The sequence below is a fragment of the Mesorhizobium sp. AR10 genome (genome assembly GCF_024746795.1).
GTDB lineage: Bacteria > Pseudomonadota > Alphaproteobacteria > Rhizobiales > Rhizobiaceae > Mesorhizobium.
Genome location: NZ_CP080524.1, coordinates 5,567,087 through 5,590,271 on the forward strand (window position 1 = coordinate 5,567,087; position 23,185 = coordinate 5,590,271).

Genomic DNA, 23,185 nt, shown 5'->3' on the forward strand with positions numbered 1-23,185 from the left:
GCTCATGCTCCACCGATGGCGAGCGCGCGACCGACGACGCAGTCGGCAAGGTAGATGGCGAAGATGGCGAAGAGATAGAGCAAGGAATAGCCGAACAAGGCCTTGGCCGGCTTCATCGCTCGGTCGTCGTCGGCCATCTGCAGCACCTTCCACGCATACCAGACGAAGCCGGCGCCGAGCAGCAGCGAAGCGATGCCATAGGCTGATGTGGTGAAGCCGAGGATCCATGGCAGCACGCCAACGGGCGCAAGGATCAGCGCATAGGCAAAGATCTGCCGCCTTGTCGAAGCCTGGCCGGCGACGTTCGGCATCATCGGGATGCCGGCTTTCGCATAGTCCTCGGACTTGAAGAGCGCCAGCGCCCAGAAATGCGGCGGCGTCCACAGGAAGATGATCAGGAACAGGACGAGGCTTTCGAGGCTGACGGTTCCGGTCACCGCCGCCCAGCCGATCACCGGCGGAATGGCGCCTGCAGCACCGCCGATGACGATGTTCTGCGGCGTCCAGCGCTTCAGCCACATCGTGTAGACGACGGCGTAGAAGAAGATGGTGAAGGCCAGCAGCGTCGCCGACAGCCAGTTGACCAGCACACCGAGCGTCATCACCGACAGCACCGACAGCACCAGGCCGAAACTCAGCGCCTCGCCGGGCCGGATACGACCGGCCGGCACCGGACGGCTGGCGGTGCGCGTCATCACCGCATCGATGTCGGCGTCGTACCACATGTTGAGCGCGCCCGAGGCGCCAGCACCAATTGCAATAGCCAGGATCGCGATCACCGCCAGCAGCGGATTGATGGTCACCGGTGCTGCGACCAGGCCGACAAAGGCGGTGAACACCACCAGCGACATGACGCGCGGCTTCAGCAGGGCGAAGAAATCGCCCGCCGTCGCTTCCGACATGCGAAAGCCCGCTTCGTCAATCATTGGGTCGTCGACAAGGGCCATGCGTACTCAAGTCCATCATTCCGTTGGCCAAAACCGCCGGTCGGGCCGGCGGTTTCGTATGCGAGCGGGCAGCCGCCTTACTTGATCTTCGGCAGCTGTTCCCACTGGTGGAAGGGCGGCGGCGAAGGCAGCTGCCATTCGAGCGTCGTCGCACCCTCGCCCCATGGGTTGGCACCGGCCACCCGCTTCTTCTGGAAGGCTTCGAACACGCCGTAGAGGAAGATGGCCACGCCGACGGCCGAAATGTAGGAGCCGTAGGACGACACCATGTTCCACCCGGCAAAGGCATCCGGATAGTCGATGAGGCGGCGCGGCATGCCGGCAAGACCGAGGAAATGCTGCGGGAAGAAGATGAGGTTGACGCCGACGAAGGTGACCCAGAAGTGGGTGTTGGCGATCACCGGCGAATACATGTAGCCGGTCATCTTCGGGAACCAGTAGTACCAGCCGGCGAAGATGGCGAAGACCGCGCCAAGCGACAGCACGTAGTGGAAGTGGGCGATGACGAAATAGGTGTCGTGCAGCGAACGATCGAGGCCGGCATTGGCGAGCTGGACGCCGGTGACGCCACCCAGGGTGAACAGGAAGATGAAGCCCAGCGCCCACAGCATCGGCGGCTTCAGCGAAATCGACCCGCCCCACATCGTGGCGATCCAGGAGAAGATCTTCACGCCTGTCGGCACCGCGATGACCATGGTGGCGAAGACGAAATAGCGCTGCGTGTCGAGCGACAGGCCGGTCGTGTACATGTGGTGCGCCCAGACGATGAAGCCGACCGCGCCGATCGCCACCATGGCATAGGCCATGCCGAGATAGCCGAACACCGGCTTCCTCGAGAAGGTCGAGATGATATGGCTGATGATGCCGAAGCCCGGCAAGATCAGGATGTAGACTTCCGGGTGACCGAAGAACCAGAACAGGTGCTGGAACAGGATCGGGTCGCCGCCGCCGTCAGGGGTGAAGAAAGTGGTGCCGAAATTGCGGTCGGTCAAAAGCATGGTGATGCCACCGGCCAGAACCGGCAGCGACAGCAGCAGCAGGAATGCGGTGACCAGCACCGACCAGGCAAACAGCGGCATCTTGTGCATGGTCATGCCAGGCGCGCGCATATTGAAGATGGTGGTGATGAAGTTGATGGCGCCGAGGATCGACGATGCGCCGGCAATGTGGATCGAGAGGATCGCCAGATCCATCGCCGGTCCGGGCTGGCCGGAGGTCGACAACGGCGGATAGAGCGTCCAGCCGCCACCGACGCCGTAGGCACCGGGCGCGCTCGGCATGAAGGCCGAGGCGATCAGCAGGATGAAGGCCGGCGGCAGCAGCCAGAAGGAGATGTTGTTCATGCGCGGGAAAGCCATGTCAGGCGCACCGATCATGATCGGCACCATCCAGTTGGCAAAGCCGCCGATCAGCGCCGGCATGACCATGAAGAAGATCATGATCAGGGCGTGCGCGGTGGTGAAGGCGTTATACATGCTCTTGCCACCGTCGATGGCAGCGTCGCCGTTCATGCCGTAGACCATCTGCGCCAGGCCGCTGAATATCTGGATGCCCGGTTCCTGCAGCTCCATGCGCATGACGACCGACAGAGCGCCGCCGATGCAACCGGCGATGATCGCGAAGATCAGATAGAGCGTACCGATATCCTTGTGGTTGGTCGAATACACCCACCGGACCCAGCCGTGATACGGCTTGTGGTCGTGATCGTCGTGAGCTGCAGCGTCTGCCATGTTCCGCTCCGTTCCCTGATCTTGCTTGGCTGCGGCGTCAGTTGCCGGCGGCCGCTACCTTGTTTGTGCCGTCGACCTCGGCCATCAGCGCCTTGTTGGCGCCGGGAAGGTCGGTCTTGGCTGCTGCTATCCAGCTCTTGTACTGCGCATCGGAGACGACGCGGATCGCGATCGGCATGAAGGCGTGGTCCTTGCCGCAGAGCTGCGAGCACTGGCCATAGTAGAGGCCTTCCTTTTCCGCCTTGAACCACGTCTCGTTGGTGCGCCCGGGAACCGCATCCATCTTGATGCCAAACGCAGGCATCGCGAAGGAATGAATGACGTCGGTTGCCGTGACCAGCACGCGGGTCATGGTATTGACCGGCACCACCATCTCGTTGTCGACGGCGAGCATGCGCGGATAGACCTTGCGATCTTCCTTGCCGGCCGCAGCACGATCGGTGTCCTGCAGGATCGCCGAGTTGAAGGAAAGCGTGTTGTCGGTTTGGTACTCGTAGTCCCAGTTCCACTGGTTTCCCGTCGCCTTGATCGTCAGCTTGGCCTCTTCCGGCGGCGTGTATTGCGCGGTCAGCAGCTGGAACGAGGGTATGGCGATGCAGAGCAGGATGACGACCGGCCCGACCGTCCAGATCACTTCGATCAGCGTGTTGTGGCTGGTCTGCGAAGGGGTGGGGTTCACGCTCGCCCGGAACTTCCAGATGCAATAAGCGAGGAGAACCAGCACCAGGATGGTGATCGGGACGATGAACCAAAGCGTGTAGTTACCGAACCACTCGATCTGGCGCATCATGTCGGTTGCCGGAGGCTGAAAACCTGTTTCCCACGGCTGGGGCTGGGCCGCCTGGGCGGAGGTACCGGCGAAGACTGCGGCAGCGGCACCCATGCCTGTCAGAGACTTGGCGCCTGCTAGAAAATTGGCGCTAGCTAGGAATTTTCTCATCGCCCTCATCATCTCCCGGTTCCTCGCGCGGAGCGCAAGAATATCGCACAACGCCGGGATGGGAATCCCGGACAGTCCCAAGGCTGGTTCAAACCATACTCTAATTCCCTCCGCAAGAAAGGAGCGGAGGAAACCGTGCGGCATTTTTGCGCGCAAACGCGGTGCCGCCTTTTTGACGGTATGGCGCCTTGTGCGGATCGGGAAGGCAAGAGCAGCCGCAACGTCCGGGCAGAATGGGCCGAGCGGTCGCAATTCGGGCGAATTTGCCACGGAAAAGCGCATAAATGCATTGTCGGGGCAGACCAGCGGCGGTCTCGTCCTTTACTTGGCTTTGGCGCGGCTTAAAGTGCCGTGATTCGCAATGGAGCCGTCATGAACTCTTGGCTTTCGAGAAACTCTTGGCTTTCGAGAACCGGGGCGAAGGTCATCTTTCTCGCCGCCGTGTCTTGCATCGGCTTGTCCGGCATCGGCCCTGCCAATGCTGCGCAGCCAAGCGGCACGGTGCGCTCGACACATGGGGCATGGTCGATCATCTGCGATACGCCTGCCGGCGCCACGTCGGAGCAATGCGTGATGATGCAGAACGTCGTCGCCGAGGACCGCCCCGAGATGGGGCTGTCCGTGGTCGTGCTGCGCACCGCCGACAACAAGGCGGAGATCCTGCGCGTGCTGGCGCCGCTCGGCGTGCTGCTGCCCAACGGGCTTGGCCTCAATGTCGACGGCAAGGACATCGGTCGGGCCTATTTCGTGCGTTGCTTCCAGGACGGCTGCTATGCCGAGGTCATTCTCGAAAAGCCGCTGCTCGACACGCTGAAGACGGGCACGTCGGCCACCTTCATCGTCTTCCAGACGCCGGAAGAAGGCATCGGCATTCCCGTCGATCTCAAGGGTTTCGCCGACGGTTTCGCCGCGCTGCCGTGAGACTGCCTGTTTGGCTTTGAAACTGCTCGATCCGGACGATTTCGAGATCTTCAAGCGAATTCGCCTGGAGGCCTTGCGCGCTGCTCCCGAGGCGTTTGCCAGCAGTGCATCGGATTGGGAAAGTCTCCCTGACGAAGAGTGGCGTCGACGCCTCGCGACCACCCCGGTCGTCGTCAGCTTTCGCGGCGAGGAGCCTGTCGGCATAATGGGCCTGACGCGGCAGCAGAGCAGCAAGATGGCGCACCGCGCCACAATCATCATGGTCTATTTGCGCGACAGCGAGCGTGGCGGCGGACACGCTGTCGCGATGCTCAATCTGCTGCTCGATCATGCCCGCACATCGGGTATAAGGCAGGTCGAGCTGGCTGTAAGCGCGGAAAATCCAGCCGCCATACGATTTTATCAACGTGAGGGTTTTCACGAAATTGGCCTCATACCTGCAGGCTTTCTTCATGAGGGCCGGGAGATCGACGAAATCCTGATGGCGCGCCGCCTGACATAGGACCTGCCGTATTCCTCGTGGAGATTGCCGAGCGGCGTCCTGGCGCCTACATCCCGTAAAACTGCTTATTGAAGGGCCAACCATATGAACAGCCTGATCGGCCAATTCGACATTTCCGACGATCGCATCAAACAGATCGTCGCCGAGACCATCAACGGCGCCGACGATGGCGAACTGTTCCTCGAATACAGCGAGAGCGAAGCGCTGATGTTCGACAATGGGCGGCTGAAGACCGCCAACTTCAACACTGACCAGGGCTTTGGCCTGCGTGCGGTTGCCGGCGAAGCCAGCGGCTACGCCCATTCCAGCGATCTTTCGGAAGCCTCGCTGCTGCGCGCTGCTGACGCCGTTTCAACCGTCAAGGGCGGCTATTCCGGCACGCTGGCCGCGGCACCCGCCCGCACCAACCGCCATCTCTACGGCGACGAAAACCCGATCCCCTCGCCCTCCTTCGAGGCCAAGGCCAAGCTTTTGCAGGAAATCGATGCCTGGCTGCGCGCCGAGGATCCGCGCGTGCGCCAAGTGACGGCCTCGCTCGCCGCCTCGTGGCAGCATGTCGAGATCGTGCGCGCCGACGGCCAGGTGGTGCGCGACATCCGCCCGTTGGTCAGGATCAACGTGTCGGTGGTGGTCGGCAGTGGCGACCGCCAGGAGAGCGGTTCCTACGGCATGGGCGGACGCAAGGCGTTTGGCGAGTTCCTGGTCGAGGACAGCTGGAAGCATGCGGCCAAGGAGGCACTGAGACAGGCGCTGGTCAATCTCGAAGCCATCCCGGCGCCCGCCGGCACCTTCGACATCGTGCTGTCCAGCGGCTGGCCCGGTGTCATGCTGCACGAGGCCGTCGGCCACGGGCTGGAAGGCGACTTCAACCGCAAGAAGACATCAGCCTTCGCCGGCCTGCTGGGCCAGCAGGTGGCCGCCAAAGGCGTCACCGTCGTCGACGACGGCACCATGCCCGAGCGGCGCGGTTCACTGACCGTCGACGATGAAGGCACGCCCTCGGCCCGCAACGTACTGATCGACGACGGCAAGCTCGTCGGCTACATGCAGGATCGCCAGAACGCGCGACTGATGGGCATGAAGGCCACCGGCAATGGCCGGCGCGAAGGCTACGCGCACCAGCCGATGCCGCGCATGACCAACACCTACATGACAGCAGGCGACATGGAGCCCGACGAGATCATCGCCTCGGTCAAGAACGGCATCTATGCCGTATCCTTCGGCGGCGGCCAGGTCGACATCACGTCGGGAAAATTCGTGTTCGGCTGCACCGAGGCCTACATGATCGAGAACGGCAAGGTGACACAGCCGATCAAGGGCGCCATGCTGATCGGCAACGGGCCGGATGCCATGCATCGCGTTTCGATGGTCGGCAACGACATGAAGCTCGACAACGGCATCGGCATGTGCGGCAAGGCCGGACAGGGCGTGCCGGTCGGTGTCGGCCAACCGCATCTCAGGATGAACCAGATGACGGTCGGCGGCACGCGGGTTTGAGCGGTCAGTTCGTTCGAAGCGGGCCAGTTCGAAACTGAGCCTATAGCCACGAAGCCGGCGTCTTTGGCAAGCGATGGTCGGGATCGACGACGTCAAGACGCGGCGCATCGTCCTCGTTCCATCGCCAGAGCGCGACACATGTGCCGCCAGGCGACATGAAGGAGGGGTAGATCACCCCGTGCAGGCCGTTGGCAAGCAAGCGATCTCTCAGCGTATGCGTCTCAGGCACCAAACCTCGATCCATGATGTCGCGCCACTCGCATCGATGAATGTCCGCCGTCGTGTCGAGCTTGGTCAGCGTATCGGGCTCCGTCAGGTCGGCCAGCCGCGCGCCTGAGAGTTCAAGCTGGGCGATCAGCGCCGGATGCTGGACAAAGCCCTGATTGTACTCGGCCCAGGCAGTGGACAATTCCCTCGCGGCGTAGACCGCCGGGGCGCCCACCGGATTCCAGCGGCCGCCAAAGCGGACCGCGCCTTCGCCGGAAAGCGGCAGATGCGCCCAGCGCGGCACGAAGGCACGCCATAAGGTCAGCCTGGTTTCAGGCATAGATGCCGGAGCGGACTGCCTCCAGATAGGCAAGCACCTTGTCTGTCTTGCCCTCGCGAACGAGATCGTAGGCGGTCTTTCCCGCCCAGCCGGGGATCGGCTGATGCTTGAACCAGATTGCCGCCCGCTGCTCGTCGCCGGCCATTTCGCCCGCCATCGCCAGAATGCGGACAATGGGACTAAGCGCTGCGTCGACCTTGCGCGCGCCGGTCTTGGCAGCAAGCGTGTTGCGCGCGACACCGGTCAGGCCCGCCAGTTCGGTCAAGTTGACGCCGAGCAATTCAGCAACCCGCCTTGCCGAAAGAAATGGTGTCCGTTCCTCGCCGAAGCGCGACGCTGGAATTTCAAGGATTGCGGTATTCATGACGATTTCCTAGCGCATTTTGAAAGACGCTCGATCAAAATATGCTCATTCTGCGCGCAATTCAAGCTCAACAGAGGTCACCCTGTTCTCGTGCGCCTTACCGCCTTTTCCGCGGCTTCTCCAAAAGCGCCACGGCTTCGACATGCGGCGACCACAGGAACTGGTCGATCGGCGTGACGCTTTTCAAGCTGTAGCCACCGTCGATGAGGATGCGCAGGTCCCGCGCCAGCGTCACCGGGTTGCAGGAAACCGCGGCGACAAGCGGCACGTCGGAGCGGGCGATCTGCTTCGATTGATCCTCGGCGCCGGCGCGGGGCGGATCGAAGACGAGACCGTCGAAGGCATTCAGCTCCTTGAAGGTGAGCGGCCGGCGGAACAGATCGCGACGTTCGGCGGTCACCCGCTTCAGGCCAGAGGCAAAACGAAACGCCCGGTCGAGCGCCGCAAGGGCCGGCGCATCCCCTTCGACCGCATGGACTTCCGACTTCGCGGCCAGGCGCAGCGCAAAACTGCCGCAGCCGGCGAAAAGATCGGTGACCTTCTTCGCCCGCGACAGATGCTGGCCGACGATGTCGGCCATCGCCTGCTCGGCGGCCTGAGTGGCCTGAAGGAAGGCGCCCGACGGCAACGCCACAGCGATGCCGCCGAACATGACCACCGGCTTCTTCGGCTCGACGACGATCTCGCCATCCACCGAAAGCCTGGCCAGCCCTTCGCCGATGACAAAATTGGAGGCGACGCGGCGCTGATTTTCTCCCAGCTTGCCGGACTCGTGAACCGCGACATCGAGACCGGAACCGGTCACAGTGACCGTCATGCGGAACGATTTTGTCGTTGCGCAAACCAGTTCTGCGAGGGCCTTCAGCCGGTCGAGCGCGGCGACGATTTCGGGCAATGAGATCGGGCATTCCTCGATGGGAATGATTTCGGAGGACAGCGCACGAACGAAGCCCAGCTTCATGCCGGCCTCGCTCCGCCGGGCGGTGAAGACGACGCGGCGGCGTGTGTGGGGCGCGCACGGAACCAGCGCGCCAACATCACCGGCAATGCCCTTGATTCTCAGTGCCTGCACGACCTTGTCGCGCTTCCACTGGCGATAGGCTTCGGCTTCCAGATGCTGGAGAGCGCAGCCGCCGCAATCGGTGAAATGCCGGCAGGCTGGATCGATCCGCAGCGGCGACGTCTCCAGCACAGCCATCAATGTGGCGCGATCCTTCTCGCGCGCGGCGCTGACGGTTTCACCGGGCAGCGTGAAGGGAATGAAAACCTCGCCGGCTTCAGCCTCGGCGACGCCGTCCCCTTGGGAGCCCAGCCTTGCGATGGTGAAGCGCGCGCTCATCGGTCCCCAATCCCGGCATCCCCAGTCCGGGCGTCCCCAGTCCGGGCATCCTTGATCCCGGCGAGCAGGAATTCACGGTTGCCGTCGCCGCCTTCGATCGGCGACAGATGCAGCCCCAGCGTGCGCCAACCGGGGACGCCTTCGAGCCACTCCTGCAGCAGGCCGGCAACACGGGCGGCATCATAGGGATCTTTCAGCAAGCCGCCCTTGCCGATCGCCTCGCGGCCGGCCTCGAATTGCGGCTTGACCAGGAACACGGCTTTCGTGCCGCTCCTGGCCAGAGCGAGTGCCGGCGGCAGCGCCAGTTTCAGCGAGATGAAGCTGACATCGGAAACGATGAAATCCGGAACACGCCCAGCCAGATCGGCGACGGAGAGTTCGCGAGCGTTCAGCCCCTCGACCACCGTCACGCGTGGGTCGCCGGCAATGTCGGGATGCAGCTGGCCATGGCCGACATCGATCGCCGTGACATGCGTCGCGCCGCGTTCGAGCAGCACCTGGGTGAAGCCGCCGGTCGAGGCGCCGATGTCGAGCGCTTCGCTGCCGGCCGGATCGAGGCCGAAATGGTCGAGCCCGGCAATCAGCTTCAGGGCGGCCCGCGAGACATAGCCCTGCGCCGGGTCGTCGATGGCGATCAGACATTGCGGCGACACGGTCTGGCCGGGCTTGCGGGCGATGGTGCCATCGACCGTCACGGTGCCACGCTCCACCGCGTCACGGGCGCGCGAGCGACTGGCGAACAGGCCGCGCTGGACGAGCAGTTCATCGAGCCGCTGGCGTGGGCTGGCTGGCAGAGGGGAGTTCATTGGCCTTCATGGCGAAAGCAGGCGATGATGGCAAGCACCTTGGGGCCGATCGGCACTTATCGATCGGCATGGCCATCGATGGATGTTAGAAGATGGTGCGCGAAACCTGCCGTTCGACCGCCGGCGCCAGACCGTCGTTGCTGTCGCCGGAAGCCTGATTGCGCGGGGCCTCGGCAAGGACAGAGGTCGTCGGCTCGGCGTCCGGCACGACGACGAACTGCGGAACCTGTTTGTAGGAAAAGCCGCCGCGGATGTCACCGATCTTGCCGGCGACGATGTCCATCACCGCTTTTTCGAGATTACGGTCGTAGCGCGTTTCGGCCACGGCCGGCGCAGCGATGACAGCCGAAAGGGCCACGCTGCACAGAAGCGTTCTCATTGTTTTTAACTCCCTGCCTCGGCACGTTCTAGCAGGGCGCCGTTGAAAAACGGCCAAGAGACAGGGTAAGCAAAACGCCAAACGACAACGTAAACAATGTGTTACGGTCGCCCGCCGACAAACCGATTCAGAGGCTTGAGATTTTGATTCAGGCGCGCTGCGCGCGAGCGGTATGTCCCAGCGCGACGAACACGGTGCGCACGATGCCGGCAGCGTCCAGCCCGGCGTCGGCATACATCTTCTCGGGCTTGGCGTGATCGGTGAAAGCGTCGGGCAGCACAAGCGGGCGCACTTTCAGGCCGCTTTCCAGCAGCCCTTCATGGGCGAGGAACTGCAGCACGTGGCTGGCGAAGCCGCCGACCGCCCCCTCTTCCACCGTCACCAGCACCTCGTGCGAGCGGGCCAGCCGCCGGATCAGATCCTCGTCGAGCGGCTTGGCGAAACGAGCGTCGGCAACGGTCGTCGAGAGCCCGGCTGCGCCAAGCTCCTCGGCCGCCAGCAGACAATCCTGCAGCCGCGTGCCGAAGGACAACAACGCAACCTTGGTGCCCTCCCTGATGATACGGCCCTTGCCGATTTCGAGCACCGAGCCGCGTTCAGGCATGTCGACACCGACACCGTTGCCACGCGGATAGCGGAAGGCGATGGGGCCGTCATCATAGCTGGCAGCCGTGCGCACCATGTGGCGCAGTTCCGCCTCGTCGGCCGCCGCCATGACGACGAAGCCCGGAAGCGTCGCCAGGAAAGTCGTGTCGAAAGCGCCGCAATGGGTGGCGCCATCGGCACCGACGAAACCGGCGCGATCGATGGGAAAGCGCACCGGCAATTTCTGGATTGCGACGTCGTGGACGACCTGATCATAGGCGCGCTGCAGGAAGGTCGAATAGATTGCGGCGAAGGGTTTGAAACCTTCGGTGGCGAGACCGGCGGCGAAGGTTACCGCATGCTGCTCGGCGATGCCGACATCGAATATCCTCGACGGGAACGCCTCGCCGAAGAGATCGAGGCCGGTGCCATTCGGCATGGCGGCGGTGACGGCGACGATGCGGTCGTCCTCCCGGGCTTCCTGCAGCAGGCTTTCGGCGAAGACCTTGGTATAGCTCGGCGCGTTGGCCGGCGCCTTGGCCTGCGCGCCGGTGATGACGTCGAACTTGTTGACGCCGTGATATTTGTCGGGCGCGGCCTCGGCCGGCCCATAGCCCTTGCCCTTCTGCGTCACGACATGGATCAGCACCGGGCCGTCGCCATTGTCGCGGACGTTCTTCAAAACCGGGATCAGGTGCTCGAGATTGTGCCCGTCGATCGGACCGATGTGGTAGAAGCCAAGCTCCTCGAACAACGTGCCGCCAGTGACGTATCCCCGCGCATGCTCGACGGCCCGGGTGATGGCCCGATCGGCGCGCTTGCCGAGATAGGAGGTCAGCTTCTTGCCGAAATCGCGCAAGCCCAGATAGGTCTTGCCTGAGGCCAGCCGCGCCAGATAGGCGCTCATCGCGCCGGTCGGCGGGGCGATCGACATGTCATTATCGTTGAGGATGACGATCAGTCGGGCATCGAGTGCGCCGGCATTGTTCATCGCCTCATAGGCCATGCCGGCCGACATCGCACCATCGCCGATGACGGCGATGACATTGTTGCGGCCGCCGGAGAGGTCGCGCGCCATGGCCATGCCGAGGCCGGCCGAAATGGAGGTCGAAGAGTGTGCGGCGCCGAACGGATCGTATTCGCTCTCGACGCGGCGGGTGAAGCCGGACAGGCCGCCCTCCTGGCGCAAAGTGCGGATGCGGTCACGGCGGCCGGTCAGGATCTTGTGCGGATAGGCCTGGTGGCCGACATCCCAGATCAGCCGGTCATCCGGCGTGTTGAAGACATAGTGCAGCGCAACCGTGAGTTCGACCACGCCAAGGCCGGCGCCGAGATGTCCACCGGTGTGGGACACCGCGTCGATCAACTCGGCGCGAAGTTCCGATGCCAGCTGCGGCAGCTCGCTTTCGGCAAGCGTGCGCAGGTCGGCCGGAATGCGGACCTTGTCGAGAAGTGGCGTATGAAGCGTTGCGTTCACTGTTGGCGGGCCTGCTCAGGCTTGTTGTCTATACGTTGTTCATGCGCGAAATATGCCGCCGGCCGGCGAATGTAAATGCGTGTCAGTGACGCGGATAGGTCCGATTCTAATTGTCCGGCAGCGGAATGAACTCTTCCTCATCTCCAGGAACGATATCGAAGCGGCCTGTCTTCCATTCTTCTTTGGCCTGTTCGATGCGTTCCTTCGATGACGAAACGAAATTCCACCAGATATAGCGTGGCGCGCCGAGCGAGGCGCCGCCGAACAGCATGAAATGGGCACCGCCTTCCGACGAGACAATGATCTCGTCGCCCGGCTTGAACACCAGCAGCCGCTCGGCCGGGAAACGATCGCCGGAGATCGTAACCTCACCTTCCAGCGTATAGATGGCGCGCTCCTCGGCGTCGGCGGGGATTTTCACACTGGCGCCGGGCGCCAGTCTGAGGTCGGCGTAAAGCGTATCCGAGGCGGTCGAGACCGGAGACCGCAAGCCCGAAAACGCACCGATGACGACGCGGCCGCTGACGCCTTCGGCGTCGATTTCGGGCAGACTCAGCGCGGCCGTGTTCTCGAAGACCGGGTCGACCTCCTCCTTGCCGTTCGGCAGCGCCAGCCAGGTCTGCAGGCCGGAGACCGACATCGGCGCGCCGCGCAACTCTTCCGGCGTGCGCTCGGAATGGACGATGCCGCGGCCGGCGGTCATCAGATTCACGTCGCCGGGCTGGATCACCATTTCGGTGCCGAGCGAATCGCGATGCCTGATCTTGCCGTCGAACAGATAGGTGACGGTCGACAGGCCGATATGTGGATGCGGACGGACATCGAGCGCCTGGCCGGCCCGCAGGATGGCCGGGCCCATGCGGTCGAAGAAGATGAACGGGCCGACCAGACGGCGCTTGGCCGTCGGCAGCGCGCGGCGAACCTGAAAGCCGCCAATATCCTTGGCGTTCGGAATGACCATCAACTCGATCTGGTCGCTGGCGAAGGCGTCACCAGGCTGCGGGTCGTTTCCGGGGAAGAAACTCATCGGATGTCCTCAGGCGAAGCGCAGTGCCGATTTGGCCTTTGCCTTGGCCGCCACTTCCTCGCGGTTGCGCGGATGATGATTGGTTTCCATGGAATGGAGCAGCTCGTGTGCCGATGCGGCAATCGCCTCGACGGCACGGTCGAAGGCCGCCTGGTTGCGCTGCGAGGGCCGCGTCGTTCCGCTCAATTTGCGCACGAATTGAAGTGCGGCATCGCGGATCTCGTCATGGGTTGCCGGCGGATCGAAATTGAACAGGGTCTTGATGTTTCTGCACATGCTTGAACTCCTTACCTGCTTTCTCGGCCCGCCCGTTTCTACGACCTATTCTGCGTCGAGTGGCTCCGTCCCGACCGGCTTACCGTCACGCGACAGCCTGATCTTCTCGACCTTGTCCTCGGCCGCCTTCAGCAGCCGGTCGCAATGCAGCTTCAGCGCCTCGCCTCGCTCATAAATCCTGATCGACTGGTCAAGCGGGACGTCGCCGCGTTCCAGATCATCGACGATTTTCTCCAGCGCGTCGAGCGCCTGCTCGAAGCTCATCGCCTTGACGTCTTCGTTCACTTCGCCAGCCATGATCTATCCTTTCATCAGTCGCCCGACATGGGCGGCGACCGAAAATGCCAATCCCTGCAAATCGTAGCCACCCTCGAGCAGGCTGACGAGCCGATTGCCGCTGTGGCGCGTAGCGCGCTCGATCAACTGACCGGTTGCCCAGTCAAAATCGTCCTCGGTCAGGTTGATCTCGGCCAGCGGATCGCGATGGTGCGCGTCGAACCCGGCGGAAATTATGATCAGGTCGGGTGCGAAATTGTCGAGCGCCGGCAAAACCCGCGACAGGAAGGCGTCGCGGAACACCTCTGAGCCGGTCTGCGGCGCCAGCGGCGCGTTGACGATGTTGCCGACGCCGGTCTCGCCCTTGGCCCCGGTGCCGGGGTAAAGCGGCATCTGGTGCGTCGAACAATAGAGCACCGACGGATCGTCCCAGAAAATATCCTGCGTCCCGTTGCCGTGATGCACATCCCAGTCGACGATGGCGACGCGCTCGGCCTGATGCTTCCTTTGCGCGTAGCGGGCTGCGATCGCAGCGGTGTTGAAGAGGCAAAAGCCCATGGCGGTGGTCTTTTCGGCATGGTGGCCGGGCGGCCGCGCAGCCACAAAGGCGTTGGCGGCACGGCCTTCGAAGACATCATCGACCGCGGCGTTGGCGGCGCCGATTGCCGTCACCGCCGCCTGCCAGCTTTTCGGACTGGCGCTGGTGCGGCGTCGATCGAGACGATGCCGGTCTCGGGGATTGCGGCGCGGACGCGGGCGACGAAGTCCTGCGGGTGGGCATAGAGGATGGTTGCCTCGTCGCCCTCCGGCGCCTTGACCCGATCGAGCGCCGCAAAAGCCTCGTCGTCGAGCATGCGCTCGATGGCGCGCAATCGGTCGGGACGCTCCGGATGACCGGGCGGTGTCAGGTGTTCGAGAAAGATTGGGTGGGTGTAGAGTTTTGTGACCATGTCCCGATATAGGCGCGCCCGGTCGCTTTGACCATGTTTTCGCGCTTGGAAAGGGCGACGTTCAACAGGGTTTAGGTGTGTGCTAGGCGTTTGGCGCCGGCTGGGTCCAGCGTGAGCCGCCAAACGATGCCAGCGCCTTGTCCCTGAGTTCCCTGAACTTCGAGGAGGCCTCGGCCAGCCGCCGGTCCCAGTCGGGATTGGGCACCTGGCCCTCGATCGTCCTGAAATAGACCTGCATCAGGCAAGCGATGGCGAAAGGTTCGATGAAAGCCGCCTTGAAGGCCCAGGCGAAGACGATGGCGAGCACAAAGGCCCAGCCCGCGAGCTGCCCAGGCATGAGATAGAGAATGGCGCCGGCCGGGGCCAGCATCAGCAGGAAAATGATAAACGACACGCCCCACATGATGACCGCCAACCAGATGGCGTTCTTGACCAAGGTCTTGCCGTTCTGGGCGTAGAGCACGACCCCTTGCCGCGCCGTCTCGAACGGCGAGGCGGAATTGATGCGGATGTTGTAGCCGAGGATGATCTCGTCGACATAGGTCAGCGACAGGCGGATGACCGTGTTGATGAAGCTGACCAGTCCGCCCAAGCCCGGAATCGGCAGGAACGCGGCAATGCCGCCGATCAGGCCGGTGATGGCGCGAATGGCGCCCTTGACCAGTTTGTCGAGCGCGAAAAGGATGTTGGCCTCGGCAAAACGCTGGGTCACGACTTCCCTGGCATAGGCGATCTGGCTCTGGCCGCCGGGAACGTCGCGGCCGTCGAGCAGATGGACCATCACGGCGATATGGCCGGCCTTGACGATGTAGTGGATGTATTCGCGGATCCAGTAGACGGCGATCGAAACGACGCCGATGCCGACCACGCCACCCCATAGGGCAAACGACAGCGGCCCGTCGGGATCGGTGGAGATGTGGCCAACGCCATAGCCGACGCTGGCGCCAGTGCCGGTCGCCAGGATGTAGGCCAGCGTGATGCCGAAATAGACGATCATGCGAAAAACGATGAAGGGCCATGTCCGCACCATGATGGACACCGACTTGCCGATTTCGAAATCCCACATGCCGAATCTCCCCTCAGAGATGGTGGCAGAGGATGAACTCAGGCTGGCGATTGTCAATCTCAGGCCGGATCGACTGAATTGCCTCACAGCCTGCCGGCCTATTTCAGCAGACCTTCCAAAAGCACGTTGAATGCCTTCACCGCCTTCTTCGACGTGGCTTCGGGATCGTCCGAATTTGCGATCCACTGGGCTGCATGCAGCGAGGCGCCGCTGATCACCCGGGCAGCGGCTTCGGCATCGACAGCAACGATGGTGCCCTCATCCCTCAATTTCCCAAGATTCTCGGTCATGGAGCGTATGCATTCACTCTGGCTCGGCCATTGTGAGGGATCGCCAAGCACCGCCGGGCCATCGCGAAGCACGATGCGCTGGATTTCCGGCTCCAGGGCCATCTCGATATAGGCCGTGCATTCATCGACAAAGCCGCGCCAGGGAGTGTCCGCCCTGGTTGAAACGACTTTCAGCCTGGCGAACATTTCAGCGTCAATTTCGGCGATGACCGCCTGCAGCAGGCCCTTCTTATCGCCGAAGTGATGATAGAGCGCGCCGCGCGTCAGCCCAGCCGACGCGGTGAAATCATCCATTGAGGCCTCCGCATAGCCGACGGCGCCAAAGGCACGGCGCGCTGCGGCGACCAGCTTGGCACGTGTCTCGGCGATCATCTCCTTGCGCGGCCTGTGCGCCATTCTCTTTCTCCATTCACATACGTCGCGTATATTTATTGACATACGCCTCGTATGCCATTATTCAATAAACATACGCCACGTATATAAGTGGCTTCGCCGCAAAAATCCAGGAGCTTTCCATGTCCAACCCCTATCGCGAAATCTTCAAGGCACGGGGAGCCATAGGCTTCGCCGCAGCCGGCTTTGTCGCCCGGCTGCCGATCGCCATGGCTCCGATCGGGATCGTCGCGATGCTGTCGCAGACGCACGGCGAATACTGGCTGGCTGGCGCCGTCTCGGCAACATACGCGCTGGCCAACGCTTTCGTCGCGCCGCAGGTATCAAGGCTGGTGGACCGTCTTGGCCAGACGCGGATCGTCGTGCCCACCACGGTCCTTTCCGTGCTCGCTTTTGTGATCCTGATTGCGGCGGCCAACCAGCATTGGCCGATATGGACGCTGTTCGTGTCGGCGCTGCTGGCCGCTGCCATGCCCAGCATCCCCGCAATGGTGCGCGCGCGCTGGACCGAGATCTTCCGCGATCGCCCCGAGATGAACACCGCGTTCGCCTTCGAGTCGGTGGCGGACGAACTGGTCTATGTCGCCGGGGCCTCGCTATCAGTGGGGTTGAGTGTCGCCCTGTTCCCGGAAGCGGGCATGCTGGCGAGCACACTGTTCCTCGCCTTCGGCTCGCTGGCCTTCATCGCGCAGCGTTCGACCGAGCCGCGAGTGCGACCGGTGAGCCATGGTTCGCGCGGCTCGGCAATCCGCCTGCGGCCGGTTCAGATCATCACCTTCGCCCTGATCTTCATCGGCGCGACCTTCGCGACCACGGAAGTGAGCACCGTGGCGATCACCAAGGAGCTTGGCCAGCCGGGCGCCGCCAGCCTCGTCATCGGCGTCTACGCGCTGGGATCGTTCGTCGTCGGCATCATCGTCGGTGCGCTCCGCCTGAAAGCGCCGCTGCAATTTCAGCTTGCCATCGCGATCGCCATCATCGCGCTCTCCACGCTGCCGCTGCTCGTCGCCGACACGTTGCCGCTGCTGGCGCTGGCCGTCTTCGTCAGCGGGCTGGCGATCTCGCCGACCTTCATCACGGCATTCGGCCTGATCGAGCGGCACGTGCCGCCGGCGATGCTGACCGAGGGCATCACCTGGGTATCGACAGGAATTGGCATCGGCATGGCGCTAGGCTCCTTCGCCGCCGGCGCGGCGGTAGACGCGTTCGGCGCTCAGAACGGGTTCTGGGTTTCAGTGGCGTCCGGCGTGGCCGCGCTGACCACCGTGTTGCTCGGCTTCCGCAGCCTTGAGACGCCGGATTGCAACATGGCCGCATGCGAAGCCGCCGCGATTCCCGCGGAATAATTTCGATACGTCCGGTCCCGGTTGGGGCCGGACGTATCGTTTTGACGATTGGATCGGGGTGCCTAGAGAATCTCGGTCTTGGCGATGTGGATGCCGAAACCTTCGAGGCCGACATAGTGGCGTTCGCGCGAGGCGATCAGGTTGATCGAGGAAATCCCGAGATCCTTGAGGATCTGCGCGCCCAGCCCGATCTCGCGCCATTCGTTTTCACGGCGGCGCGCCTCTTCATGATCTTCGCGATCGGTAGGAGCGGGCCGCTTGCGCTCCTGATGGGCGACGCCGACGGAGCCCTCGCGCAAATAGACGATGACGCCGCGCTTGCGCTCGCCCATCGATTTCATGACGGCGTCCAGCCGATGACTGGTGCCGAACACGTCGCTCACCACATCCTCGGAATGCAGCCGCACCGGCACATCCTCGCCGTCGCGGATGTCGCCGAAGACGATCGCCACATGGTGCATGGAATCCCAGGGCAGCGTGTAGGTGAAGACCTGTGCCTTGCCACCGGGGGTTTCGATGTCCGAACGGGCGACGCGCTCGACCAACGTTTCCTTGCGCTGGCGGTAGGCGATGAGATCGGCGACCGAAATCTGCTTAAGGCTGTGCTTTTCGGCGAAGGCCTGCACTTGCGGGCCGCGCATGACGGTGCCGTCGTCATTGACCAGCTCGGAAATGACGCCGACCGGCGGCAGGCCGGCGAGCTTGCAAAGGTCGACCGCGGCTTCGGTATGGCCAGAACGCATCAACACACCGCCTTCGCGCGCAATCAGCGGAAAGATGTGGCCGGGGCGGACGAAATCGGAGGCGCCGACATTGCCGTTGGCGAGGTTGCGCACGGTCAACGTGCGGTCGTCGGCCGAAATGCCGGTCGTGGTGCCGTGCTTGAAATCGACGCTGACGGTGAAGGCGGTGGTGTGAGCCGAATCATTGTCGGCGACCATCGGCGACAGGTTCAGGCGCTTGGCTTCCTCGCGCGGCATCGGCGTGCAGACGATGCCGGATGTGTTGCGGACGATGAACGCCATCTTTTCGGGCGTGCAGTGGACGGCCGCAACGATCAGGTCGCCCTCGTTCTCGCGCCCGTCATCGTCCATGACGACGACGATCTCGCCGCGTTCGAAAGCGCGCAGGGCTTCGACGATTTTCTTCTGGTCGTAAGGCATGGACGCTCGCTTTGCTCGCGGAAGAAGGGAGTAGGGGAATAGGGCAGTACGGCAGTAGGGAAAAGGAAAAAATTGGCTGTTTAGGTGGGCTGCGTTACCTACTGCCCTACTGCCCTACTGCCCTACTCCCTTCCCCGTCTGTCCCCGATGACGCAGATAATGATCGGCAATGGCGCAGGCAACCATCGCCTCGCCGATCGGCACGGCACGGATGCCGACGCATGGATCGTGGCGGCCCTTGGTCATGATCTCGACGTCGTTGCCGTCCTTGTCGATCGATCTGCGTGGGGTCAGAATAGAAGACGTCGGCTTGACGGCGAAGCGGGCGACGATCGCCTGCCCGGTTGAGATGCCGCCGAGGATGCCGCCGGCATTGTTGGACAGGAAGACCGGTTTGCCGTCATTGCCCATGCGCATCTCGTCGGCATTCTCTTCGCCGGTGATGCGGGCCGCCTCAAAACCATTGCCGATCTCGACGCCCTTGACGGCGTTGATCGACATCAGGCCGGAAGCGATGTCCTGGTCGAGCTTGGCATAGATCGGCGCGCCGAGGCCGGCTGGAACGCCGTCAGCGACGATCTCGATGACCGCGCCGACCGAGGAGCCCGCCTTGCGGATGCCGTCGAGATACTTGGTGAACACGGCGACCGAGGCTGGATCGGGGGTGAAGAACGGGTTTTCGGCATCGCCGATGAAATTCCAGTTCCAGTTGGCGCGATCTATTTGTTTCACCCCCATCGATACCAGCGCGCCACGCACCACCATGCCCGGCACGACCTTGCGAGCGAGCGCGCCCGCCGCAACCCGCGCCGCCGTTTCGCGGGCCGAAGAACGGCCGCCGCCGCGATAGTCACGCAGGCCGTATTTGGCTTCGTAGGTATAGTCGGCATGGCCCGGCCGGTACTGGCGGGCGATCTCGCCATAGTCCTTGGAGCGCTGGTCGACATTCTCGATTTGCATCGACACCGGCGTGCCGGTGGTGATCATGGTCTCGCCATCCTCGTCGAGGATGAAGCCGGACAGGATCTTGACCTCGTCGGGCTCGCGACGCTGGGTGACGAAACGTGACTGGCCCGGGCGCCGCTTGTCGAGATCGGCCTGGATTTCTTCGCGCGTGAAGCGGATGCCGGGCGGACAGCCGTCGACGACGCAGCCGAGCGCGGCGCCATGGCTTTCGCCCCAGGTGGTGACACGGAAAAGATGGCCGAACGTGTTGTGAGACATGGAACCCAGCCCTGCCCGGCACTGGAGCCGGCTTGGCGCATGACCCCTAAAATCGGAGCGATTTTCGGAAAGGATCATGCGCAAAATCAAAAGTGCTACAGCGTCCTTTGCGTGTCCGCGAGGACGCGCGACGCTGTAGTCTGCCTTCTATTGGCGTTTTCCACAGGGGTCAAACTGTGATCTGGCGGTTTTAGTTTTGACACATTCGGTTGGTTTCTGCTCTGTTCCATCCGCCCGTTGAACACCCGCCGCCATGCGGCGCAATGAAAAAGAGGACGATGATGCGTACCCTGATTGGCGCTGTTGCCGCCGCGTTGCTGATTTCCACCGCCGCTTTCGCCGGTCAGACCGAAGGCCTGATCAAAAACGTCGACAAGGACGCGCTGACGCTGACGCTGGAAGATGGCAAGTCCTATAAGCTGAACGCCGAAACCGATCTCGATGCGCTGAAGCCGGGCATGGATATCGTGATCGCCTATGACGTGACGAATGGCGAGAACGTCGTCACCGACATGGAACTGCCGGATACCGAGTAAGATCCTCCGGCTCTTCTGGTTCAACCGCCATCTTTCCCGAACTCAAGTTCGGGATCATGGTCTAAAGCCACTCCAGGTGTCCGTCCTTTAGCCTGAGCACGCGATCGTGCGGCACGTTCAGGCTCGCTGCCTTGTTTTCGGAAACACCTTCCACCAGACGAAACAGGGTCCGCATGACGCCGCCATGGGTGACGCAGACCGTCTGGCGGTCGAGCGCATCGAGCCACGGCTTTATTCGTTCGAGCAGCATCTGGTAGCTCTCGGCGCCTTCGCCCGGCGGTTGGAAATTCCATTTGTCGAAGCCGCGCGCCGTGGTCGAGCCGGGATTGTGCGTCTCGAGTTCGGCAAAGGTGAAGCCCTGCCAGTCGCCAAAGTTCACTTCGACCAGGCGCGGATCGGTGCGATAGGCATGCGGATCGAGCTTCATCGCCGCACGGATGCGCTCCATCGTCTCGCGCGTGCGGCGCATCGGGCTGGCGACAAAGTCGAAATCTTCGGGGTTGTGGACAAATTCAGCCAGATGGCGGCCATTTTTAGTCGCCTGCTCGCGGCCGAGCGCGTTTATGTCTGTATCGGCCTGCCCTTGCAGCCGGAAGTCAGCGTTCCACTGCGTCTGGCCGTGGCGCACGATGTAGACGAGCGGATACATCAGGTCTTCCGGGGAAACGTCGTGGCAGGCGGGCGAGCGGTGGTATTCGCGGGTTTATTCCTTGACGGTCGAAATGTCCGGCGCGTCGACCGCCTTCATGCCGACGACATGGTAGCCGGAATCGACATGGTGGATTTCGCCAGTGACGCCACGTGACAGGTCGGACAGGAAATAGACGCCGGAATCGCCGACCTCCTCCTGGGTGACCGTCTGCTTCAGCGGCGAATTGTATTCGTTCCACTTCAGGATGTAGCGGAAGTCGCCGATGCCGGATGCGGCAAGCGTCTTGATCGGCCCGGCGGAGATGGCGTTGACGCGAATCTTTTTTCCGCCGAGGTCGACGGCCAGGTAGCGCACGCTGGCTTCCAGCGCCGCCTTGGCAACACCCATGACGTTGTAGTGCGGCATCACTTTTTCCGCACCGTAGTAGGTCAGCGTCAGCAGCGAGCCGCCATCGGTCATCAGCGTCTCGGCGCGTTTGGCGATGGTGGTGAAGGAATAGACCGAAATGTCCATGGTGCGCAGGAAATTGTCGCGGGTCGTCTCGACATAACGGCCGGTCAGTTCGTCCTTGTCGGAAAAGGCGATGGCGTGGACGAGGAAATCGAGCTTGCCCCAGTGCTTGGCGACATTGCCGAAAACCTCATCGAGGCTCGCCGGATCGGTCACGTCGCAATGGCCGGCGACATAGGCGCCCAGTTCCGCCGCTAGCGGCTCGACGCGCTTCTTGAACGCCTCGCCCTGATAGGTCAGCGCGATCTCGGCACCATGGTCGACGCAGGCTTTGGCGATGCCATAGGCGATCGACCTGTTATTCGCGACGCCAAGGATAAGCCCGCGCTTGCCGGCCATAATGCCCTGTCCACCCGCCATGTGAGCGCTCTCCGCAAGATTTTCTGCTTTGGGGAGAGCCTATCGCACAGGCACAGAGCCCCTTCAAGCGTTCAGAACGGACAGTTCGGGGGACAAAACGGTCGCGTCAGCCTTTTCGGCTGCGCATCAGCGCTTCGAGTTCGCTGTCGCCGCCCTCCGGCAGCATCAGCCGCACATGGGCGTAGAGATCGCCGTGACCGCCGGCTTTTTCCGGCAAACCCCTGCCCTTCAGCCGCAAAACCTTGTCGGAGCTCGACCAGGCGGGAACGTTGACCGCAAGCTTGCCGGTCGGCGTCTCGACCGGCACCTTGGCGCCCAGCACCGCATCCGCCAGAGGCACCGGCAGATCGGCATGCAGGTCGCGGCCCTCGATGCGGTAGCGCGGATGGCGGCGGATGTGAATCTTGACCAGAGCATCGCCCGGCTGCCCCGGCCCTTGCTCGCCTTGCCCCTTCAGCCGGATGGTCTGGCCGTCCTCGACATAGGCCGGCAGCTTGACCGCAACCTTGCGGCCGTCAGGGAAGATCGCCGTCACCTTCTCCGCGGTTGCCGCTTCCTCGATGGTGACGTCAAGCGTCACATTGAGGTCGGCGCCGACCGGCGCCTGACGGCGATCGCCCGTGCCGGCGCCGCGCTGCCCGGAGAAGGCATCGCCAAAGATCTGGCTGAAGATATCGCTGTTGCCGTCGAACGGATCGCCGCCCGGACGGCCCGAGCGGAACTCGAATCGCGAGCCGCCCGCGCCTTGCTGACGGCGAAAGCCGGCGAAGGGATCGCCGCCACCGCCGGCGGCACCCTCAAAGCCCTGGAAACGCGGCTTGCCGTCGCCGTCGATCTCGCCGCGATCGAAAGCCGCGCGGTTCTTCTCGTCGCCGACGATCTCGTAAGCCTGATTGGCGGCGGCAAAACGGTCCTTCGCCTTGGGATCATTCGGATTTTGGTCCGGATGATGCTTCTTGGCGAGTTTGCGGTACGCCGATTTTATGTCCTTGGCCGATGCGTTCTTGGCAACGCCCAGCACCTCATAGGGGTCGCGCATGCTTCCTGCCTGCAGAAGGAGTGAGTCTGTAGTTGCTCCCTAT

Annotated in this window: 24 protein-coding genes and 1 pseudogene; 5 read left to right on the forward strand and 20 right to left on the reverse strand. The window is 63.0% G+C overall.

Features of this window, described 5'->3' with window-relative positions:
* Positions 1-2: 2 nt before the first annotated feature.
* From LHFGNBLO_RS30770 to coxB, 3 genes are all read right to left on the reverse strand, one after another.
* Entirely contained in the window at positions 3-947 is a 945-nt protein-coding gene (locus tag LHFGNBLO_RS30770) for a heme o synthase (RefSeq protein ID WP_258603618.1), read from the reverse strand.
* Positions 948-1,024: 77 nt separating this feature from the next.
* The gene (gene ctaD, locus LHFGNBLO_RS30775) at positions 1,025-2,677 is read right to left on the reverse strand and encodes a cytochrome c oxidase subunit I (protein WP_258603620.1); all 1,653 of its coding nucleotides are present in this window, start codon (positions 2,675-2,677) and stop codon (positions 1,025-1,027) included.
* 37 nt (positions 2,678-2,714) lie between these two features.
* Positions 2,715-3,617, reverse strand: a complete 903-nt coding sequence (gene coxB, locus LHFGNBLO_RS30780) for a cytochrome c oxidase subunit II (protein ID WP_258603622.1) — start codon at positions 3,615-3,617, stop codon at positions 2,715-2,717.
* Between the two features lie 372 nt (positions 3,618-3,989).
* Between coxB and LHFGNBLO_RS30785 the strand changes: the two genes are divergently transcribed.
* The 3 genes from LHFGNBLO_RS30785 (at position 3,990) to tldD (ending at position 6,537) form a co-directional block, all read left to right on the forward strand.
* A complete protein-coding gene (locus tag LHFGNBLO_RS30785) occupies positions 3,990-4,538 on the forward strand; it encodes an invasion associated locus B family protein (protein ID WP_258603624.1) in 549 nt (182 codons plus the stop codon).
* 10 nt (positions 4,539-4,548) lie between these two features.
* Positions 4,549-5,040, forward strand: coding sequence for a GNAT family N-acetyltransferase (locus tag LHFGNBLO_RS30790; protein WP_258603629.1), 492 nt, complete (start codon positions 4,549-4,551; stop codon positions 5,038-5,040).
* Between the two features lie 84 nt (positions 5,041-5,124).
* The gene (tldD, locus tag LHFGNBLO_RS30795; RefSeq protein WP_258603630.1) at positions 5,125-6,537 is read left to right on the forward strand and encodes a metalloprotease TldD; all 1,413 of its coding nucleotides are present in this window, start codon (positions 5,125-5,127) and stop codon (positions 6,535-6,537) included.
* Positions 6,538-6,577: 40 nt separating this feature from the next.
* Here the strand turns inward: tldD and LHFGNBLO_RS30800 are convergent, their stop codons facing one another.
* The 12 genes and pseudogenes from LHFGNBLO_RS30800 to LHFGNBLO_RS30855 form a co-directional block, all read right to left on the reverse strand.
* Positions 6,578-7,084 carry an RES family NAD+ phosphorylase gene (locus LHFGNBLO_RS30800; RefSeq protein ID WP_258603632.1) on the reverse strand — a complete coding sequence of 169 codons (507 nt, stop codon included), beginning with the start codon at positions 7,082-7,084 and terminating at the stop codon, positions 6,578-6,580.
* Positions 7,077-7,448 (reverse strand): MbcA/ParS/Xre antitoxin family protein, encoded by a 372-nt coding sequence (locus LHFGNBLO_RS30805; RefSeq protein ID WP_258603634.1) that lies wholly within the window; start codon positions 7,446-7,448, stop codon positions 7,077-7,079. Before LHFGNBLO_RS30805 ends, LHFGNBLO_RS30800 begins: the two co-directional genes overlap by 8 nt.
* Positions 7,449-7,545: 97 nt before the next feature.
* Positions 7,546-8,787, reverse strand: a complete 1,242-nt coding sequence (locus LHFGNBLO_RS30810) for a class I SAM-dependent RNA methyltransferase (RefSeq protein WP_258603636.1) — start codon at positions 8,785-8,787, stop codon at positions 7,546-7,548.
* Positions 8,784-9,593, reverse strand: a complete 810-nt coding sequence (locus LHFGNBLO_RS30815) for a TlyA family RNA methyltransferase (protein WP_258603641.1) — start codon at positions 9,591-9,593, stop codon at positions 8,784-8,786. Before LHFGNBLO_RS30815 ends, LHFGNBLO_RS30810 begins: the two co-directional genes overlap by 4 nt.
* Before the next feature lie 85 nt (positions 9,594-9,678).
* On the reverse strand, positions 9,679-9,972 hold the full coding sequence (locus LHFGNBLO_RS30820) for a hypothetical protein (protein WP_258603644.1): 294 nt from the start codon (positions 9,970-9,972) through the stop codon (positions 9,679-9,681).
* A 148-nt stretch (positions 9,973-10,120) separates the two neighbouring features.
* Positions 10,121-12,034 carry a 1-deoxy-D-xylulose-5-phosphate synthase gene (gene dxs, locus LHFGNBLO_RS30825; RefSeq protein ID WP_258603646.1) on the reverse strand — a complete coding sequence of 638 codons (1,914 nt, stop codon included), beginning with the start codon at positions 12,032-12,034 and terminating at the stop codon, positions 10,121-10,123.
* Positions 12,035-12,140: 106 nt separating this feature from the next.
* Positions 12,141-13,061 (reverse strand): pirin family protein, encoded by a 921-nt coding sequence (locus tag LHFGNBLO_RS30830; RefSeq protein WP_258603648.1) that lies wholly within the window; start codon positions 13,059-13,061, stop codon positions 12,141-12,143.
* Between the two features lie 9 nt (positions 13,062-13,070).
* Positions 13,071-13,337, reverse strand: coding sequence for a DUF2277 domain-containing protein (locus tag LHFGNBLO_RS30835; RefSeq protein WP_258603649.1), 267 nt, complete (start codon positions 13,335-13,337; stop codon positions 13,071-13,073).
* A 45-nt stretch (positions 13,338-13,382) separates the two neighbouring features.
* On the reverse strand, positions 13,383-13,634 hold the full coding sequence (locus LHFGNBLO_RS30840) for an exodeoxyribonuclease VII small subunit (RefSeq protein ID WP_258603650.1): 252 nt from the start codon (positions 13,632-13,634) through the stop codon (positions 13,383-13,385).
* A gap of 3 nt (positions 13,635-13,637) precedes the next feature.
* Positions 13,638-14,563, reverse strand: a pseudogene (locus LHFGNBLO_RS30845) (histone deacetylase family protein).
* Positions 14,564-14,645: 82 nt separating this feature from the next.
* Positions 14,646-15,629 (reverse strand): hypothetical protein, encoded by a 984-nt coding sequence (locus LHFGNBLO_RS30850; protein ID WP_258603651.1) that lies wholly within the window; start codon positions 15,627-15,629, stop codon positions 14,646-14,648.
* Positions 15,630-15,727: 98 nt separating this feature from the next.
* Positions 15,728-16,315 (reverse strand): TetR/AcrR family transcriptional regulator, encoded by a 588-nt coding sequence (locus LHFGNBLO_RS30855; RefSeq protein WP_258603652.1) that lies wholly within the window; start codon positions 16,313-16,315, stop codon positions 15,728-15,730.
* Positions 16,316-16,434: 119 nt separating this feature from the next.
* Between LHFGNBLO_RS30855 and LHFGNBLO_RS30860 the strand changes: the two genes are divergently transcribed.
* Complete coding sequence (locus tag LHFGNBLO_RS30860; protein WP_258603653.1) at positions 16,435-17,658, forward strand: MFS transporter; 1,224 nt, start codon at positions 16,435-16,437, stop codon at positions 17,656-17,658.
* Positions 17,659-17,720: 62 nt separating this feature from the next.
* On the opposite strand, the gene ribB is transcribed toward LHFGNBLO_RS30860, so the two are convergent.
* Together ribB and aroC are read right to left on the reverse strand one after the other, a co-directional pair.
* A complete protein-coding gene (gene ribB / locus LHFGNBLO_RS30865) occupies positions 17,721-18,821 on the reverse strand; it encodes a 3,4-dihydroxy-2-butanone-4-phosphate synthase (RefSeq protein ID WP_258603655.1) in 1,101 nt (366 codons plus the stop codon).
* 114 nt (positions 18,822-18,935) lie between these two features.
* Positions 18,936-20,045 (reverse strand): chorismate synthase, encoded by a 1,110-nt coding sequence (gene aroC, locus LHFGNBLO_RS30870; RefSeq protein WP_258603656.1) that lies wholly within the window; start codon positions 20,043-20,045, stop codon positions 18,936-18,938.
* A 281-nt stretch (positions 20,046-20,326) separates the two neighbouring features.
* On the opposite strand from aroC, the gene LHFGNBLO_RS30875 reads away from it, so the two are divergent.
* Positions 20,327-20,581, forward strand: a complete 255-nt coding sequence (locus LHFGNBLO_RS30875; RefSeq protein ID WP_258609976.1) for a DUF1344 domain-containing protein — start codon at positions 20,327-20,329, stop codon at positions 20,579-20,581.
* A 61-nt stretch (positions 20,582-20,642) separates the two neighbouring features.
* On the opposite strand, the gene LHFGNBLO_RS30880 is transcribed toward LHFGNBLO_RS30875, so the two are convergent.
* The 3 genes from LHFGNBLO_RS30880 to LHFGNBLO_RS30890 all read right to left on the reverse strand — a co-directional run bounded on the left by LHFGNBLO_RS30880 (position 20,643) and on the right by LHFGNBLO_RS30890 (position 23,142).
* Positions 20,643-21,230 carry a histidine phosphatase family protein gene (locus tag LHFGNBLO_RS30880; protein ID WP_258603657.1) on the reverse strand — a complete coding sequence of 196 codons (588 nt, stop codon included), beginning with the start codon at positions 21,228-21,230 and terminating at the stop codon, positions 20,643-20,645.
* Between the two features lie 54 nt (positions 21,231-21,284).
* Positions 21,285-22,103, reverse strand: coding sequence for an enoyl-ACP reductase FabI (gene fabI, locus LHFGNBLO_RS30885; protein ID WP_258603659.1), 819 nt, complete (start codon positions 22,101-22,103; stop codon positions 21,285-21,287).
* A gap of 106 nt (positions 22,104-22,209) precedes the next feature.
* Complete coding sequence (locus LHFGNBLO_RS30890) at positions 22,210-23,142, reverse strand: J domain-containing protein (protein ID WP_258603661.1); 933 nt, start codon at positions 23,140-23,142, stop codon at positions 22,210-22,212.
* Between the last annotated feature and the right edge of the window lie 43 nt (positions 23,143-23,185).